The organism is Sphaerospermopsis sp. LEGE 00249 (assembly GCF_014299995.1).
GTDB lineage: Bacteria > Cyanobacteriota > Cyanobacteriia > Cyanobacteriales > Nostocaceae > Sphaerospermopsis > Sphaerospermopsis kisseleviana.
The window spans coordinates 1-17,251 of record NZ_JACJUZ010000091.1 but is presented as its reverse complement, the minus strand read 5'-3'; the positions used below and the strand labels follow the sequence as shown (position 1 = coordinate 17,251).

At 35.1% G+C, this 17,251-nt stretch carries 12 protein-coding genes and 2 pseudogenes; 6 read left to right on the top strand and 8 right to left on the bottom strand.

The genetic code is table 11. The features are described from left to right. Positions 1-233: 233 nt before the first annotated feature. Together dapF and H5968_RS22200 are read left to right on the top strand one after the other, a co-directional pair. Positions 234-1,073 (top strand): diaminopimelate epimerase, encoded by an 840-nt coding sequence (dapF, locus tag H5968_RS22205; protein ID WP_187041694.1) that lies wholly within the window; start codon positions 234-236, stop codon positions 1,071-1,073. A gap of 265 nt (positions 1,074-1,338) precedes the next feature. Beyond that, on the top strand, positions 1,339-1,980 hold the full coding sequence (locus H5968_RS22200; protein ID WP_187041693.1) for a Uma2 family endonuclease: 642 nt from the start codon (positions 1,339-1,341) through the stop codon (positions 1,978-1,980). Positions 1,981-2,246: 266 nt separating this feature from the next. Here the strand turns inward: H5968_RS22200 and H5968_RS22195 are convergent, their stop codons facing one another. The 3 genes and pseudogenes from H5968_RS22195 to H5968_RS22185 all read right to left on the bottom strand — a co-directional run. After that, positions 2,247-3,458, bottom strand: coding sequence for a bifunctional sterol desaturase/short chain dehydrogenase (locus H5968_RS22195; RefSeq protein WP_187041695.1), 1,212 nt, complete (start codon positions 3,456-3,458; stop codon positions 2,247-2,249). A gap of 472 nt (positions 3,459-3,930) precedes the next feature. Then, positions 3,931-4,755 (bottom strand): sulfite exporter TauE/SafE family protein, encoded by an 825-nt coding sequence (locus H5968_RS22190; RefSeq protein ID WP_096571789.1) that lies wholly within the window; start codon positions 4,753-4,755, stop codon positions 3,931-3,933. 272 nt (positions 4,756-5,027) lie between these two features. Further along, positions 5,028-5,606: pseudogene (locus H5968_RS22185) on the bottom strand (IS1634 family transposase); the annotation flags it as partial. A gap of 339 nt (positions 5,607-5,945) precedes the next feature. Here H5968_RS22185 and H5968_RS22180 point away from each other — a divergent pair. Beyond that, positions 5,946-6,455 (top strand): ureidoglycolate lyase, encoded by a 510-nt coding sequence (locus H5968_RS22180; protein WP_187041692.1) that lies wholly within the window; start codon positions 5,946-5,948, stop codon positions 6,453-6,455. An 83-nt stretch (positions 6,456-6,538) separates the two neighbouring features. Here the strand turns inward: H5968_RS22180 and H5968_RS22175 are convergent, their stop codons facing one another. The 3 genes from H5968_RS22175 to H5968_RS22165 form a co-directional block, all read right to left on the bottom strand. Next, entirely contained in the window at positions 6,539-8,419 is a 1,881-nt protein-coding gene (locus tag H5968_RS22175; protein ID WP_187041691.1) for an ABC transporter ATP-binding protein, read from the bottom strand. Positions 8,420-8,481: 62 nt separating this feature from the next. Beyond that, entirely contained in the window at positions 8,482-9,834 is a 1,353-nt protein-coding gene (gene gor, locus H5968_RS22170) for a glutathione-disulfide reductase (RefSeq protein ID WP_187041690.1), read from the bottom strand. Between the two features lie 128 nt (positions 9,835-9,962). After that, positions 9,963-10,496 carry a peroxiredoxin gene (locus H5968_RS22165; protein ID WP_096571767.1) on the bottom strand — a complete coding sequence of 178 codons (534 nt, stop codon included), beginning with the start codon at positions 10,494-10,496 and terminating at the stop codon, positions 9,963-9,965. Between the two features lie 188 nt (positions 10,497-10,684). Here H5968_RS22165 and H5968_RS22160 point away from each other — a divergent pair, with 188 nt between their 5' ends. Then, positions 10,685-11,122 (top strand): Fur family transcriptional regulator, encoded by a 438-nt coding sequence (locus H5968_RS22160; protein ID WP_187041689.1) that lies wholly within the window; start codon positions 10,685-10,687, stop codon positions 11,120-11,122. A gap of 530 nt (positions 11,123-11,652) precedes the next feature. Here the strand turns inward: H5968_RS22160 and hisG are convergent. Beyond that, positions 11,653-12,285: an ATP phosphoribosyltransferase gene (gene hisG / locus H5968_RS22155; RefSeq protein ID WP_096571765.1), complete on the bottom strand. Its 633-nt coding sequence runs from the start codon at positions 12,283-12,285 to the stop codon at positions 11,653-11,655. 52 nt (positions 12,286-12,337) lie between these two features. Between hisG and rppA the strand changes: the two genes are divergently transcribed. Then, positions 12,338-13,030, top strand: coding sequence for a two-component system response regulator RppA (gene rppA / locus H5968_RS22150; RefSeq protein ID WP_187041688.1), 693 nt, complete (start codon positions 12,338-12,340; stop codon positions 13,028-13,030). Between the two features lie 99 nt (positions 13,031-13,129). Further along, positions 13,130-17,137, top strand: coding sequence for a response regulator (locus H5968_RS22145; protein WP_187041687.1), 4,008 nt, complete (start codon positions 13,130-13,132; stop codon positions 17,135-17,137). Between the two features lie 15 nt (positions 17,138-17,152). Here H5968_RS22145 and H5968_RS22140 read toward each other — a convergent pair. Next, positions 17,153-17,251 (bottom strand): annotated as a pseudogene (locus H5968_RS22140) (IS630 family transposase); the annotation flags it as partial.

Below are 17,251 nucleotides of genomic sequence, written 5' to 3'. Positions count from 1 at the left end.
ATTTGCTGGAAAAATGGCAACAAGAGAGGGAACAGGTGACTGGTGACTGGTGACTGGGGACTGGGGACTGGTGACTGGGGACTGGTGACTGGTGACTGGGTAATTAATATTCATTCTTCCCAATTACCAATTACCAATTACCAATTACCAATTACCAATTACCCATTACCCGTTACCAATTTTAAATGTTTAAATTAGTAGTAACTTATCTGTGATAATTCATCTAGGGAAAAATGGCAATAGAATTTACTAAGTATCATGGTTTAGGTAATGATTTCATTTTGATTGATAATCGTTCCTCGTTAACACCGGTCATTACACCAGAAAAAGCTGTCAAATTATGCGATCGCCATTTTGGTATCGGTGCTGATGGTGTTATTTTCGCACTTCCTGGGCAAAATGGCACTGATTACACCATGAGAATTTTTAACTCTGATGGTTCAGAACCGGAAATGTGCGGTAATGGTATTCGCTGTTTAGCGGTTTTCCTGACTGAGTTGGAAGGTGTATCCCGCACCAAAGACTTCTACACCATTCATACTTTAGCTGGTACAATTACACCTCAACTTACAGATGATGGTCAAGTTAAAGTAGACATGGGTAAACCCCGCTTATTAGCACAGGAAATTCCCACCACCCTTGCACCTACGGACAGTAAAGTAATTAATGTACCTTTAGAAGTTGCGGATCATACTTGGAATGTTACCTGTGTGAGTATGGGAAACCCTCACTGTATAACCTTTGTAAATGATGTAGCAGCTATTCCCTTAGAAAGCATTGGTCCTAAATTTGAACATCATTCCGTTTTCCCCCAAAGAACAAACACAGAATTTATTGAAATTGTCAACCGTAATTATTTAAAAATGCGGGTATGGGAAAGAGGCGCGGGAATTACCTTAGCTTGTGGTACTGGTGCTTGTGCGTCTTTGGTTGCAGGAGTATTAAATGATAAATGCGATCGCACAGCCATAATAGAACTACCAGGAGGAGAGTTAGAAATTGAATGGTCCGAAGTAGAAAATAAAATATATATGACAGGACCAGCAGAAAGAGTATTTGCAGGTAAATTCTAATTAGTAGCGACTGTCTTGAATGTCAAGCGATCGGTTGGGTTGACGCAAGGAAACCCAACATTTTATTCAGATCCCCGACTTCTATTTTCATCGTTTCTAGAAATCAGGACTTACGCAAAAGGGAACGAAAGTAGGGGTAATTCATGAATTACCCCTACGCAAGAATAAGGCTTTCAGTCACATCTTGCGTAAGTCCTAGAAATGATTAATACATCTAAAAAGTTAGGGATATTACAAATATTTATGTACTCAGGAGACTGAGAAAATGAGTAATTTACAAACTCAAATACCTACAGATACATGGGTTTATACTTCTTGGAATGAGTATGAACAAATAACCACCAACTTACTTAATAAACCGGGAAAAAGTTACTATTATAAAGGATACATGAGGCTAGAAATGCCACCAGTTAGTTTTGATCATGGAAAAGATCATGTAATAATTATTTTTGCTGTCACTTTATTTGCCACTATTAAAGGAATTTTAGCTACAGGTTTAGATACCACAACTTTTCGTAAACAAGGTATTCAAGACTGTCAACCTGATGTAGCTTATTATCTCCAAGAACGCGCCCAAACTATCCCCACAGGTACAGGAATTGTTAATTTAGATCACTACCCAGCACCAGATTTAGTCATTGAAATTGCTAAAACATCTTTATTAGATGACTTAGGAACAAAGCGCAGTCTTTACGAAGAATTAGGTGTTAGTGAATATTGGGTAATAGATGTACAAAACGCCCAAGTGATAGCCTATAGTATGATTAACCAAGGTAGTCAACGCATTCAAGAATCACAGGTTTTACCTGGGTTAAAAATTGCAGTTTTAGAAACAGCTTTACGTCGTAGTCGTGAAAGCAGTCAATCTGAAGTTTGTGCTTGGTTACTTAGCAAATTTCAACTATAAGAATTGTAATTGAATCGGAATTAATAAAACTCAGATACTCGACTTATTAAACTAATTCATCTTTTATAACCAAAATGAAAAAAGAATTAGGGGATCTTGTATTGAAATATTTTGATGGGAATGAATGATTAAAGACTGTCCCTTTTGTAGTAAAATTTAGATTCGGAGACTCTATAATTGCATTCCCAGTCAGAGACTGGGAACAAGAAAAAACTGTTCCCTGTTCCCTGTCTCCACGAAAAGACTTTTTCAGCAAACCCTACTGATTACTTCTGACTAAAAACACGATAGTACAACCATGTACTAAATTCTTTGATAGGGAATAGTAAATAAGTTAGTGGATTGACAGTGACAATAATATTTCTAAAATCCCGTTTAGCTAAAAACAAAATTCCCTTAGCAACTTGATTTGCTGACATCACACCGAATGGATTAAGTTGACTTTTGAATGGTCCTAAAATCAATTTTCTAATTACACAAACTCCATCTAAACGTTTGAGGGTAATGATATCACCTAACGCCCTTTTGCTGATTTCATATAAAGGACTTAAAGCTGGTGAAACTTCTGCTTCTGATGTATTAACCCAAATTTCTTTAGTCGCTTTAGCATCAGGTCCGGTGACAGTTGCAGAAAATATATCTATTAACCGCAAAGCGGAAAAAGTGTTAACTTGATAGGAATTGTGAATTGCTGTGGATGTGCGATCGCCATAAACATTCACTCCATGATTGATAATTAAAATATCAACTTTTTGCAAGTTGGCTTTTAATTCTTCTTCATTTCCCAATTCCCAAAACATCACTTTTAAACCAGTTTGTTCCTCTATTTTATCTGGGTTAGTTGTTAAAGCAATAACTTTGGCTTTATGCTTGATTAATTCTGCGGTTAATGCTTTTCCTAAAGCACCAGAAGCACCAGTTAAAGCAACGGTTTTACCTTTTAAAGAAAGTCCTGTTCCTAATATTTTATCCACCAGAGAAAATACACCACTATAATAAGCATTTACATCATCAAAATGATGTCGCCAATGATATGTTCTATTCACAAACCACACAGAAGGAGTTGCTGCTAACGGTCCTGGTAAATGATTGTAATCTGTGTCTATTGTACCTTGGAAATATCGCAAAGATGCACCATATAAAAAAGTTCCACCATAAGCAACACCTAACCATAAACCCCATTGTCTGAAAACTAAAGCAACTGTGATTAATAAAACTAGCAGTATAATTGACTCAACTATGTCGTGATACAACTGGGAATCTAAGTAAGCTTGTTGAGAAACTAATGTTAAATCTCGACGGTAAGCTGCATGATGTTTATTATGCCATTTTGCCAGCCAAGTAACTTGATGACACAAAGCATGATAACTATCTCTAATTATTTCCGCAAGTAAGAGGGAGAAAACACCCCAAAGAGCGAACTTGACGCATTTATTTACTAAAACCCAATCAATTGTTAAACTTTGAGCCAAAATCATCATATTTTTGCTAACACTATTTTCTCTTAATTATTCTTCATATTCGATAATTAGTGTAGTAGCAATGGGTAACATTTTTCTCTGTTCCTGAAATTTTGGTAGTTTTAAGTAGGGTTTGCTGAATAAACCTAAAACCTTGATATATCAAAGGTTAGAGGCTGATAAACACAGAAATTAGTGCAAGGGTTTTGAAGGGTATACCGGAAAAAGTGTGCATTTTTGGGGATTTCAAGAGATGGCAAAGAAATTTTCAAATCTCCTCCTGACTCCTGACTCCTGACTCCTGACTCCTGACTCCTGACTCCTATGCCCTCACGGAAAGACTTTCTCAGCAACCCCTAAGTATAACAAGTGACAGGTGACAGTGCTAAAAGCTTTTTAGGTTGACACTCTGTGCATTTGTGATCATTGTGTGTATTTTAGTGTTGAATGCTGATAGCTGATAGCTAACGGCTTAATGCTTACATCAAACTTAATAACTTTGCCAAGCTTTCCAAAATATATAAATAGATAAAATAGCCAACAAACTTCTAAAAGCTAAACTCACTACTTTATCTGGTAATTTTGGTAAAAACCGGGTACTAAATTGTACTCCTAATAAACCACCAAATCCTAAAATTGCGCCAGTTAACCACAAAACATTACCTGAATAAGCATGGCCAGCAGTTGCAGAAATAGCGGTAATAACTATGACTCCTAAACTCGTTTGAATAGCTTTTTTAATATTTTCATTGAGTAAGACAATTTGCAAAGGGACCATAATTATCCCCCCACCAACTCCAAATAAACCTGCTAATAAACCGCCAGTACCACCTGTGATAATTCTATGCCAAAACTCTTGAATTTTATGAACATTAGTATTAGTTTCGTTATTTTCTTCTACAAATTCCTGATCTTGGTTTCCTTCTTCTTGTATTTTTTTTCTAGCAACTATTTTTTTTCTCAGATCAACTAAATAAATATTGGAAATTAATAACAATCCAAAGGTAAATAATAACAAATATTCAGGAAATAAATTAGCTAAGAAAACACCGATTTGAGCGGTTATTAAGGCTGGTAAAGCCATACTTAAAACATTGTTGATATCCAGATAACCCATGCGCCAATTCTGAATACTTCCAGCAGATGCGGTAATGACAATTGATAAACTACTGGTAGCTACTGCTTGTATGGATTCGTTTCCTAAGCTAATTAATAAAGGTACTAAAACTGTACCTCCACCAATTCCCAAAAAACCTGCTAAAATCCCAGCTATAATTCCTGCAAATGCTAAAATTAATAATTCAATCGGTGTCATTTTAGATATTAGATATTAGATATTAGACATTAGATATTAGTCATTAGATATTAGTTATTAGTTATTTTTACCCAATCACCAGTCACCAGTCACCAGTCACCAATCACCAATCACTAATCACCTTTTCTCAATATTATACAGCTAAACCCGGATTTCTCACAAGAGAAAAAAATAATTGATAAAAAGCTAGAGCATCAGTGTCGCCCTTCAACAAAATTGAGTTGCTTCCGAAAAAAATAGTTTTCCACCAATACCCAGGGATAGATTTTGTTTAAAAATTTCTGAATATCATCAATACTTACTATTAAATCTAATATACATTGTTTTAGGTCAGGGCGATGGTCACGCGAATATCCTTGTGTGATTATAATTGGATGTTCTCGATTTATTCCTAATTCTTTTTCTAGATTATTTACGCAATTATCATATTTTCCATGTAAATGTAATGAGCTTGAGTCTAAATGGGAATATTTTGTGCTTATTCCGTATTTTTTTACTACTTCTAAGGCAATGATTAGAAATAATTTAGTTAAGCCATATTTGTAGAGTTTATCCATTACTCTGCCTATTTTATCGTCATTTAAATCTTCTGCTTGTATCCCTGCCCCTATTAAATGTTCTACGGCTTTATCTTTAAAGAACTCTGGAAATAAATATAGTGGTCTTGATACAAAGCCTAGTCCATTGAGAATAATTGCTTTGACTACTTCTCCTGTGTTTACTTTCTCTCTACTATCCACTGAGAATATTTCATTGATTTTTTCTACTATTCCTATCTCATCTATTATTCCGGCAATTATTCCTAAGTGATCTATGTTTTTACTCTCCATTTCTTCTTTTTGGTAATTCATATTATGAAGGTATTTTTATGTAATTCAGTTTTATTCTCTCATTTTTTTCCTCAATTTATTATCAATGCCTGATGGATTTCTATTTAGTAGTCCCAGGGGAATTAACGTCTATATTTTTACTTTCTTAATTGCGTATTTATATTTAACCATCTATGCTTTTTATGATACTTGTATGTGTGCTACAAATTGAAGTGCGGAATGTGGGGTTAATATTATTTACCAATATATTATCAATCTTGTGGGGTGGGCATCCTGCCCGCCCTTGTGTACTTCACTCACATAAAATAAACTATAATTTATATAGGATATAGGATAAATAGGATTGTTGCAGGATTTTTTATGACTACATCTTCAACATTAAAACAATTAACAGCAGAATTGATCACACCAGAAAACTTTCAACCCTATGGACAAGTAATATTTGCCAGCAAAGATGGGAAATCTTTTGATTCAGAAGACGCACAATTAAATTTACAAAACGGTATTCCTCGTTTTTATATTATGCGTTTGCACAATAAAGGAACAAAGTTTCATAAAATTACCCGTCATACCCAATGTACTCAATGTTTAGGTTCTTTAGCAGGAAAAAATTGGTTTATGGCAGTTTGTCCACCTAAAAACGACATTAACAAACCTGTATTAGAAAAACTTGCGGCTTTTCGGATTCCTGGAAATTGTTTTATTAAATTAGAAGTTGGAACTTGGCACGCAGGACCATATTTTGATCATGATTTTGTAGACTTTTATAACTTAGAATTAAGTGATACAAATGTGGTAGATCATTTCACTCATGATTTTCTCAAAAGTCATCAGTTAGAATTTGAAATGGTTTCAACAATGGACAATTAACAATGGATAATTGACAATTTTCTCAGTAGATAAATTTTTATCTTTTCTTCTTAAATTGTCAATTATCAATTATCAATTACCATCTAAGTTCCCAACATTTGTAAATTATGCAAAGTTGAATAAAGTCCACTTTGTGCTATTAATTGTTCATGACTTCCTTGTTCAATTAATTCTCCCCGCTTCAATACAAAAATTCGGTCTACATTCCTAATAGTTGACAAACGGTGAGCAATAATAATTGCCGTGCGTTTGATTAAAAGTTGATTTAATGCTTGTTGAATTAACGCTTCTGTTCCCACATCTAAATTAGCTGTAGCTTCATCTAATACTAAAATTTGTGGGTTACGAATAGCAGCCCGCGCAAAGGCTAAAAGCTGTTTTTCTCCACTAGAAATATTTGTCCCTCTTTCTCTTAATTGGGTATCATATCCTTGAGGTAATTGCTGAATAAAATCAGCAACATTCGTTTTTTGTGCTGCTTGTTCAATTTCTTCAAAGGTGTAACTATCCCCTAAAGTAATATTACTTTTCACATCACCAGCAAACAAAAAAGCCTCTTGCAAAATTACCGCCATATAACGCCGCAGTTCTGCTTGTGGTATTTCCCGAATATCAATACCATCAATCAAAATACGTCCTTTTGTGGGTTCATAAAGCCGACATAACAACCGGATAATTGAACTTTTACCCGCCCCAGTAGGTCCGACTAAAGCTATTTTTTCCCCTGGATGAATGATAAAGTCTAGATTTTTAATGACATAATCATCATCTTTGTAAGCAAACCAGACGTTTTCAAATCTAATTTCTCCTAATTCTGGTGCAGTGTTAAAATTCTGTGCTTCTAAATCTCTAATTATCTCATCTATATAACCAAATTGATTATCTAAAATTGATAAGCGAGGGTTACTTTTATCTTTGATTTCTATTGGTTCATCTAAAATACCAATAACTCTTTCAATAGCAGTAAAACCAGCTTGAATAGTTGTAAATTTCTCAGCAAAGTTTTGCAGAGGAAAAAATAATTTTTGCCCATATAAAACAAATGCAGATAAAATACCAAAGCTGAGATTATCCCTTAAAATTAGTAAACTGCCTACCCACAATACACCAGCAATAGCAATTAAACTAACCCATTCTAAAGTAGAGGAAACAGCAGAATCATACCAAATGCTAGTATCAACTTCTGCAACATATTTTTTATTAGTCTCTCTAAATAATTCTGCGTTAAATTTTTCTCGGCGAAATAACTGTACTACATTTACACCAACAATATTTTCTTGTAGTTGTGAATTGAGTTTTGATAGTTCTTCTCTAGTTTTATAGTTGGCTTGACGATATTGTTTTTGAAAGTAAATAATTAAGCAGGAAATTGGTAGCAATATAAGTAGTAATAGAATCGCTAGTTGCCATTGGATAGAAAACATAAAACCAATAATTAGCAACATAGAAAATAAATCAGCAAAAATTCCCACAGCACCAGTAGCAAAGACATCTCCTAAACTTTCAACATCGCTGGTTAGTCTAGTAATTAGTTTACCTACAGGTGTGCGATCAAAATATTTAACTGCTAATGATGTCACATGATGAAATAAGTCTTTACGAATTTCTGCTGTTATTTTCTGTCCTAATTTCTGTACTAAATAACCCTGATATCCTGTAAGCAATAACTTGATAATAATTGTTATCAAGAATAATCCTTGAATGATAGTTAAACCTTCATATAAAGAACGATTTTTGATAAATTCATAAACACTGGGTTCTTGACGAATTAAAGATATTGCTTGTCCAATTAATAACGGTTGAACAGAGTTAGCAATACCAAGAGGTATGAGCAAAAACATTGATACTACTAATAAACCCACGCTACGGCGAGCATAGGGTAATAAACGCAAAAATAACCGCCAGTCATTTTGATTTTGGCGGGATTTTTCTGGAGATTTCTTTTTATTTGGATAGATGCTCATGTTATCAATTATCAGCTATCAGCTATCAATTATCAGTTATCAGCGATAACTGACAACTGACATTATCTCATGGTAACAAACTCTTCTGCTGAACTCGGATGAATACCGACTGTAGCATCAAAGTTAGCTTTGGTTGCACCCATTTTAATGGCGATCGCCACTCCTTGAATAATTTCCGCCGCATTTGTACCGACCATGTGCGCCCCTAATACCTTATCAGTATTTTGATCAACCACTAATTTCATCATGGTTTTTTCTTCTTTACCCGCTAAAGTATAATACATAGGACGGAAACGAGAGCGATAAATTTTTACTGCATCACCATATTTTTCTCGCGCTTCTGCTTCAGTTAAACCCACTGTAGCCGCTTCTGGTGTGGTAAAAATCGCTGTGGGAACGTTTTCATAACTCATGGTGCGAGATTTGCCACCAAATACCGTATCAGCAAAAGCTCTACCTTCATTAATTGCTACGGGTGTTAAGTTAATATTATCCGTACAATCCCCCACTGCATAGATATTTTCTTCGTCTGTACGGCTATATTTATCAACTACAATTGCTCCATTTTTGAGTTGAATTTTGGTATTTTCTAAACCCAAGTTCTGAGTATTTGGTTTCCTTCCTAACGCCGCTAAACTCACCGCATCCACAACCACAGTATCCTCAGACTCGCCATCTTTGCGAACTTTGACTTTGATTCCTTCTGCGTCTTTTTCAAAGCCAATTATTTGAGTGTGATTGAGAATTTTTACCCTGTGGTTTGTCATTCCTTGTTGAATTTCACTTCGCAAATCATCATCAAACCCACGCAAAATCATATCCGCACGAGTGATCTGAGTAACTTCTGTTCCCAGTCCATTCATGATACAAGCAAATTCTGAACCAATATAACCACCACCTAAAATCACCATCCTTTTTGGTTGTGTTTTCAGGTGAAAGATCTCATCAGATGTAATCGCATTTTCAATTCCAGGAATATCCGGTTTTGTTGGCTTTCCACCCACAGCAATTAATATTTTATCTGCTGTAACTGTTCTTTCACCTACTACAATTGTATGGTTATCAATTAATTTTCCATATCCTTGTAAAATCTCAACTTGGGAATTATCCAACATTTTTTGATAAATTCCATTCAGACGATCTACCTCATTATTAACTGCGGTAATCATCTTTTCCCAATCTAGAGAACTTTTAACAGCACTCCAACCATAGCCTACAGCATCAGTAAATAATTCGGGAAAATGAGAAGCATAAACCATGAGTTTTTTAGGCACACAACCACGGTTTACACAAGTTCCACCCAGTCTATCAAACTCGGCAATTCCTACTTTCGCACCATATTCCGCCGCCCTTCTTGCAGTTGCAATACCACCAGAACCAGCACCAATTACAAATAAGTCAAATTCGTAGGTCATAACAATTTTAGATTTTAGATTTTAGATTTGGGACTTTTGGGACTTTATTGATTAATCATTAGTGATTAGTTATTAGTCATTAGTTATTTTTACCAATCACCAATTACCAATCACCAATTACCAATCAACTATTTCACACTTTTGAGGTAATTTAACATGGTGTCTGCATCTGACACTTCAAAAGGATCGGTGGGACAATTATCATCAAAACCAGGCTCAATAAACATTTTTTCAATTTTGCAGTTATTAACTACCATTGAGTAGCGCCAAGACCGCATTCCAAAGCCCAAGTTAGCTTTATCTACTAACATTCCCATTTTCCGGGTAAATTCGCCATTGCCATCGGGTAACAAGAAGACATTGTTCGCACCTTGTTGTTTACCCCATTGGAACATCACAAAGGCATCATTTACAGATATACAAATTATTTCATCAACTCCCAAAGCTTTAAATTCGTTATATAGTGCTTCGTAGCGAGGTAGGTGGGAGGTGGAACAAGTGGGAGTAAACGCACCAGGTAATGAAAATACTACTACACGCTTACCAGCAAACAGTTCTTCAGTGGTGCGATCTTGCCAACGGAAGGGGTTGGGTCCACCAATGGACTCATCACGAACACGGGTTTTAAAGACAACGTTAGGAACGGTTTCAATTACAGCCATGTTGACCTCTTGATGTTTTGATGTGTGAAATTGTGTTTGCTTTTTGTCTCTATCTCAGAATAATTCTGATTTAATAAAAATTCAATAGTTATAAGTACTTAATTTTTATAAAAAGTAACATATACTATTAATTCATTAATGTGCTAAACTATAATTAGGGTTAAATCTCTATAAATACGGCAATAGTTATGCAGGAAAAAGCAAACGCAATTATTCAAACCTTAAAATCCAAGGGTTTGCGGGTGACACCTCAGCGCTTTGCGGTCTATGCAAATTTGTTATCTCGCACAGATCACCCAACTGTTGAGCAAATACTGACTGATTTAAATAAAGATTTTCCTGTTTCATCCCAGGCCACTATATATAGTTCTCTACAAGCACTCAGAGAAGTGGGACTGGTGAGGGAAGTATTATTGCAAGAGGGGGTATCTCGTTATGATGCTAATGTTCAACCCCATCATCACTTTTGCTGTCAGTCTTGCGGTGCTATTGAAGATATAGCTTGGGATACATTTCAATGTATTGAGTTAAAAAATCTCCGTCCTGGTTTGCAAGGAAAAACCTACGAGGTTACAGTTCAGGGAGTATGTGATCGCTGTAATGATGAGGTGACAGGTGACAGGTGACAGGTGACAGAAGGCAAGAGTAAGACCTTTGTTATTCTTAGATTTTCAGGACTAATCATGTCCTCATCTCAATGGCTATAACCATCATAACTAATGACTAATGACCAATGACTAATGGCTAAAACTGTGATTTCCATCACAAAATTACTGCCACTGCTATCACGACCGCATATTGATGATTCTCACAAGCAACAGATTAAGTCAATCACTCCTAAGATATACATTTCAGGGGATATTAAGTTTATGAAGTTCAGGGATCACTACGTTCCCTGTTCCCTGTTAAGAGTTCCCTCGAACCAGTTGTTAAATTAGCTTAACAAGTACGGTAGAGCCATAAATTTAAATAAATTTCGACATCATCAAATACTGTCCTAAATTCAATCATTGAACAGTTAGCATCAGAGCAATTGATAATTACCTTTCCCTGAAAGGAAGAGGATTGAAAAAGCGGAATTTTTGCTTTTTCCCCCTTTCTAGGGGGAGATTTTCAACCTTGAATCAAACAATTGTCAATTGTCAATTATCAATTATCAATTATTAACTCTTAGCTGTTCCACCACTTTGTGTAAATTACCCATATTCAGACGATAGCTCAAAGGATGAACAATTAACCTCGCCGTGCTTTCATACAAAGTCGCAATTTCCACTAAACCATTTTCCCGCAAAGTTCGTCCTGTAGAAACTATATCGACAATAGCTTCAGACATACCCGTAATCGGTCCTAGTTCCACCGAACCATACAAAGGAACTATTTCAATCGGTAAATCTAAACTTTGAAAATACTCCCGCGCACAATTAACATATTTAGAAGCAACTCGACCATGAGCAGGTAAGTCTAAAGGAGATTTGTAAGAACTAGAAGCTTTTACCGCCACAGACATCCGACAATAACCAAATTGCAAATCAACTAATTGTCCAACCTGCGGTTTTTTCTCTCGTAGCACATCATAACCCACAATACCCAATTGCGCCTGACCATATTCCACATAAACAGGTACATCTTGCGCTCGTACTAACAGACCTTTAGCTTGTCCACTAGCATCAGGAATTTGTAGTTGGCGGTTTCCAGCATCTAAAAAACCACTAAAGTCCAATCCCGCAGATTGCAGCAAGCGGATGCTATTTTTAAGTAATTCCCCTTTTGGTAGTGCGACAGTCAGCATTATTTTTTTTGATATCTTTGTCTTTGCGGTTTATTATCTCACCACAAGCAACATGAGAATTTTATTAGTTGATGATGAAATCGAACTCACAGATCCCTTGAGTCGTGTCTTAACTCGTGAAGGTTATACCCTGGATACTGCTTATGAAGGAATAAGCGGCAGACAACTGGCACAAACTAAAACCTATGACTTATTAATTTTAGATTGGATGTTGCCAGGAAAAACAGGCTTAGAAATTTGTCAAGAATTACGCACTCAAGGTAAAACTACCCCTGTACTATTTCTCACCGCTAAAGATACCTTAGATGATCGGGTGCAAGGTTTAGATGCAGGTGCAGATGATTATTTAGTTAAACCTTTTGAACTGCGGGAGTTACTAGCAAGAGTCCGTGCTTTGTTACGTCGTTCTAGTTTTGATGCTTACAGTACCACAGTCGGACGCTTAGTAGTAGCTGATTTAGAACTGGATGTAGAAAATCAGATAGCCTATCGTCAAGGGAGAATAATTGAGCTATCGCAAAAAGAAAGCCATCTACTCAAATATTTTATGGAAAATGCAGGACAGTTACTTACACACAGCCAAATTATGCAACATTTGTGGACCGATGACGAACAACCAGAAAGTAATGTCATTGCTGCCTTAATTCGCCTGTTACGTCGTAAGATTGAGATAGGTGGAGAATCTGCACTAATTCACACCGTTTACGGTAAAGGGTATCGTTTCGGATCTACGGTGATCGAATAATAAAGCCTGACACCAACAAGATTTATAAGCTGATAGCTGAAAGCTACTATACATCTGAAAAATCCTGAATTTAAAATCTTCACAACAGATTTAACTAATATGCGGATATTCAAAAAAATATCAAAATTCCCAGGAATATCACTCAAGCGAAAACAAAGTTTGCTGCTGTCATTGTTAATTATTGCTGGTTATCTGGGTAATTATTTTAAAGTCACACTCTTTTTTGGGGTGGACTTTCTATTTGGTAGTATAGCTGTTTTACTCATCGTAGCTCTTTATGGAAATTTCTGGGGTACTATTGCCGCTATCATCAGTAGCAGTTATACCTACATACTATGGACTCATCCCTATGCAATGGTAATTTTTACTTGTGAAGCACTATTTGTAGGATTATTTTTACGTAGAAAAAACCAAAATATACTTTTACTAGATGGCCTTTACTGGATTGTTTTAGGTATGCCTCTAGTGTTTATATTTTATGGTGGGGCATTAAAAGTTAGTTTTATAGGTACATTGTTAATTTTTGTTAAACAAGCTGTTAATGGTTTTTTTAATGCTTTGATTTGCAGTTTACTAATCAACTATTTACCACTGCAAAAATGGTTAGAAAATAAAGATTATAAACATACAATTTCTTGGCAACAATACCTATTTACTTTATTAGTTGTATTTGTATTCTTCCCAGTTTTATTCATTAATATCAATAGTGCTATCCGTTCTGCTAAAAATATTGAATTAGAAGTAGCAAAAGATTTAAATTCTTTGTCATTTGTTATAAAAAACAACATATATTTATGGGAAGAAAACTATTTAGGAATTTTAAAAAATATTAGTAACAATATTATTGAAATTCCATTTTTAAACTTGGAAAATAAGAAGAGTAATATTTCGCAAATTATAGGAAATACTCAAACAATATTTCCTCAATTCAGTAAAATTTATGTAGTTAATAACTTAGGTAATGTGATTACAGAATACCCCACAAATTCAGAGAGATACCCAAATATCTCCCATAGAGATGATTTTCAAAGAATGAAAATAAATTCAGCTTTAGTTACTAATGATATATCAGATTTTGCTACAGATTTTAAAAAACATGATTATCTAACATTAGGTATACCAATTATTAAATATAATAAATTTATTGGTGCAGTTTTTGGTGAGATCCCATTGGAACAACTAAGTCAATTAATAAAAAAGATCAATCTCAGTCAAGACTTTACTGTTACCCTAATAGATGAGAACAATCAGATAATTGCCACTAGTTCAGGAATGGAAAATATCCTCAAAACCTTTGATATTTACCAAAATAAAAAAATCACAAAGCTCAGTGATAATGTTGTTCATTTACTATCAAACTCATCTGATATACCATTGATTAGGAGGTGGGATACATCTGTTTATGTCCATAGAATTAATTTAGATAAAAACTTTCCCCTGAAATTAGTTATTGAAATACCAACAAAACCCAAAATTAATTATATTCGTGAGATTTACATCAAAAATCTATCAATCATGTTAGTCACGGCGATAATGGCTTTGATAGCTGCTATTATGTTGAGTAGGAAATTAGTACAACCTTTATTAAGATTAACTCAAGTTACCACAGATTTACCCGAAAAAATTCTAGCACAAGAAGAAATTGTTTTTCATAATAGCACAATCGCAGAAATAGACTCCCTGAGTCGGAATTTTCAATCTATGGTTTTGGCACTGAAGCAGATGTTTGAAGAAATTAGAAGTTCCAATAATCAGCTTGAAGAACGGGTAGAAATACGCACTCAAGAACTATCGCAAATTAATAATGAACTAGCATCAGAAGTTGTGCTAAGAAAAAAAGTTGAAAAAACCTTGCGTGAACGAGAAGAACGTTATGAACTAGCGATTTCCGGCACAAACGATGGTATTTGGGATTGGAACTTAATCACCAACGAAGTTTATTTTTCACCTGCATGGATGAGAATTTTAGGATATGATAAAGAATCATTACCTCATACTTATTCTACCTGGGCTGATAATGTGCATCCAGATGAACTACATAAAGTAATTGGTGATATTGATGATCATCTAGAAGGAAAAACCGAACTTTATCAAAATACCCATCGCATTAAACATCACAATGGTAATTATATTTGGATAGCTGCCAAAGGAAAATGTCTTCGTGATGAACAGGGTAATCCTTATCGCTTAGTAGGTACAATTACAGATATTACTGAGAAAAAACTAGCAGAAGAACAACTCAAATTAGCTAAAGAAGAAGCGGAAATTGCCAACCGCACAAAAAGCGAATTTCTCGCCACTATGAGTCACGAAATTCGCACCCCAATGAATGCAGTAATTGGCATGACAGGATTATTATTAGACACACAACTAACACCACAACAGCGAGAATTTGCCGAAATTATCCGCAATAGTGGTGATTCGATGCTAACTATAATTAACGATATTCTTGATTGTTCCAAAATAGAATCTGGGAACTTAGAAATTGAAGAGCAAGTTTTTAACCTAAGAAATTGTATTGAAGAATCACTAGATTTAGTAGCACCTAAAGCCACTGAAAAAGGCTTAGAAATTGCTTATCTGATGGATACACAAACATCTGAATTTATTACCGGAGATGTTACCCGTTTAAGGCAAGTATTAGTCAACTTACTGAGTAACGCAATTAAGTTTACTAATTCTGGTGAAGTTAGTCTTTCTGTTACTAGTCAGGTGAAAAATCCCTCAAATGCACAAATTAATTTGCAACCAAACCGTCAGTTACAGGAAATTTTACATGAAATTAAATTTAGTATCAAAGACACAGGAATAGGTATTCCTGAAGATAAAATGTATAAACTTTTTAAACCATTTAGTCAGGTTGATGCTTCCACAACTCGTCATTATGGTGGTACAGGTTTAGGATTAGTAATTAGTAAGCGACTAACTGAACTCATGGGCGGAGAAATGTGGGTTGAAAGTACAGTTGGTAAAGGCTCTAATTTTACGTTTACTATTGTCACTACATTTGTAAATGATGCAGATTATAGAGACAATTATCAAAACCAAGAATTAATTGCTAATAAACGAGTGCTAATAGTTGACGATAATATCATCAATCGCCAAGCCTTGATGTTACAATGTCAGTCTGTGGGTATGATATATGTACTAGCAGAATCTGGTAAAGAAGCTCTCAAATATCTTCAGCAACAACAAGTTGATATTGCGATTTTAGATATGCAAATGCCAGAAATGGATGGTTGTACTCTGGCACATGAAATTCACCAACTGCCTAATTGCCAGCAATTACCTCTAGTGATGTTAACATCAATAAGTAAGTTCCAAATTCAGGAAAATTTGCAAAAATTAAATTTAAAGTTAGCCGCATCTCTCACTAAACCCATTAAAAAATCCCATCTTGTGAATATTCTCATTAATATCTTTAGTTATCAGGTTGTGAAGAATAAAGAAAATGTTCAACATCTGAAACCATCGAAGTTTGATTCTCAGATGGCTGAAAAGAGACCATTAAAAATTCTGGTAGCTGAAGATAATGTAGTTAATCAGAAAGTTGCTGTAAATATTTTACAACGTTTGGGATATCGTGCTGATGTGGTAGCCAATGGTTTAGAAGTGTTAACGGCTTTGCGAAGACAGCCCTATGATGTGGTATTAATGGATTTACAAATGCCAGAAATGGATGGATTGACAGCAACTCGGCAAATTTGTCAGGAATGGCCAATATCTTCTCGTCCTTGGATTATTGCCATGACTGCTAATGCTATGCAAGGAGATCGGGAAAAATGCCTGGCAGCGGGGATGAATGACTACACTACAAAACCAATTAGAATTGATAATTTAACAAACGCTTTACGTAATTGTCAAAAACAAGGTGTGAGTAATATTGAAATTGTTGAAAATATGCCTAATAATATACTTGATGCTTCGGCTTTAAAAGAACTGAAAGACATTATTTGCAATAATGACGCAGAACAATTTATAGAAATAATACAATGTTATTTGGAGGATACGCCTCAGCGTTTGCAGTCGATTCAGGATGCTATTACTCAAGGAGATGCAAAAACAGTACAATTAGAAGCTCATGCTCTCAAATCTATAGTCATTTAACTTAAGAATGAGACATTAAGATACACAATAATCACGGATGATTTCATCTAAGGGTGTATTTGAAGGAGCATACATTCTGGCTCTCTTTAAGGCACTAAAATCATGCTCAATATC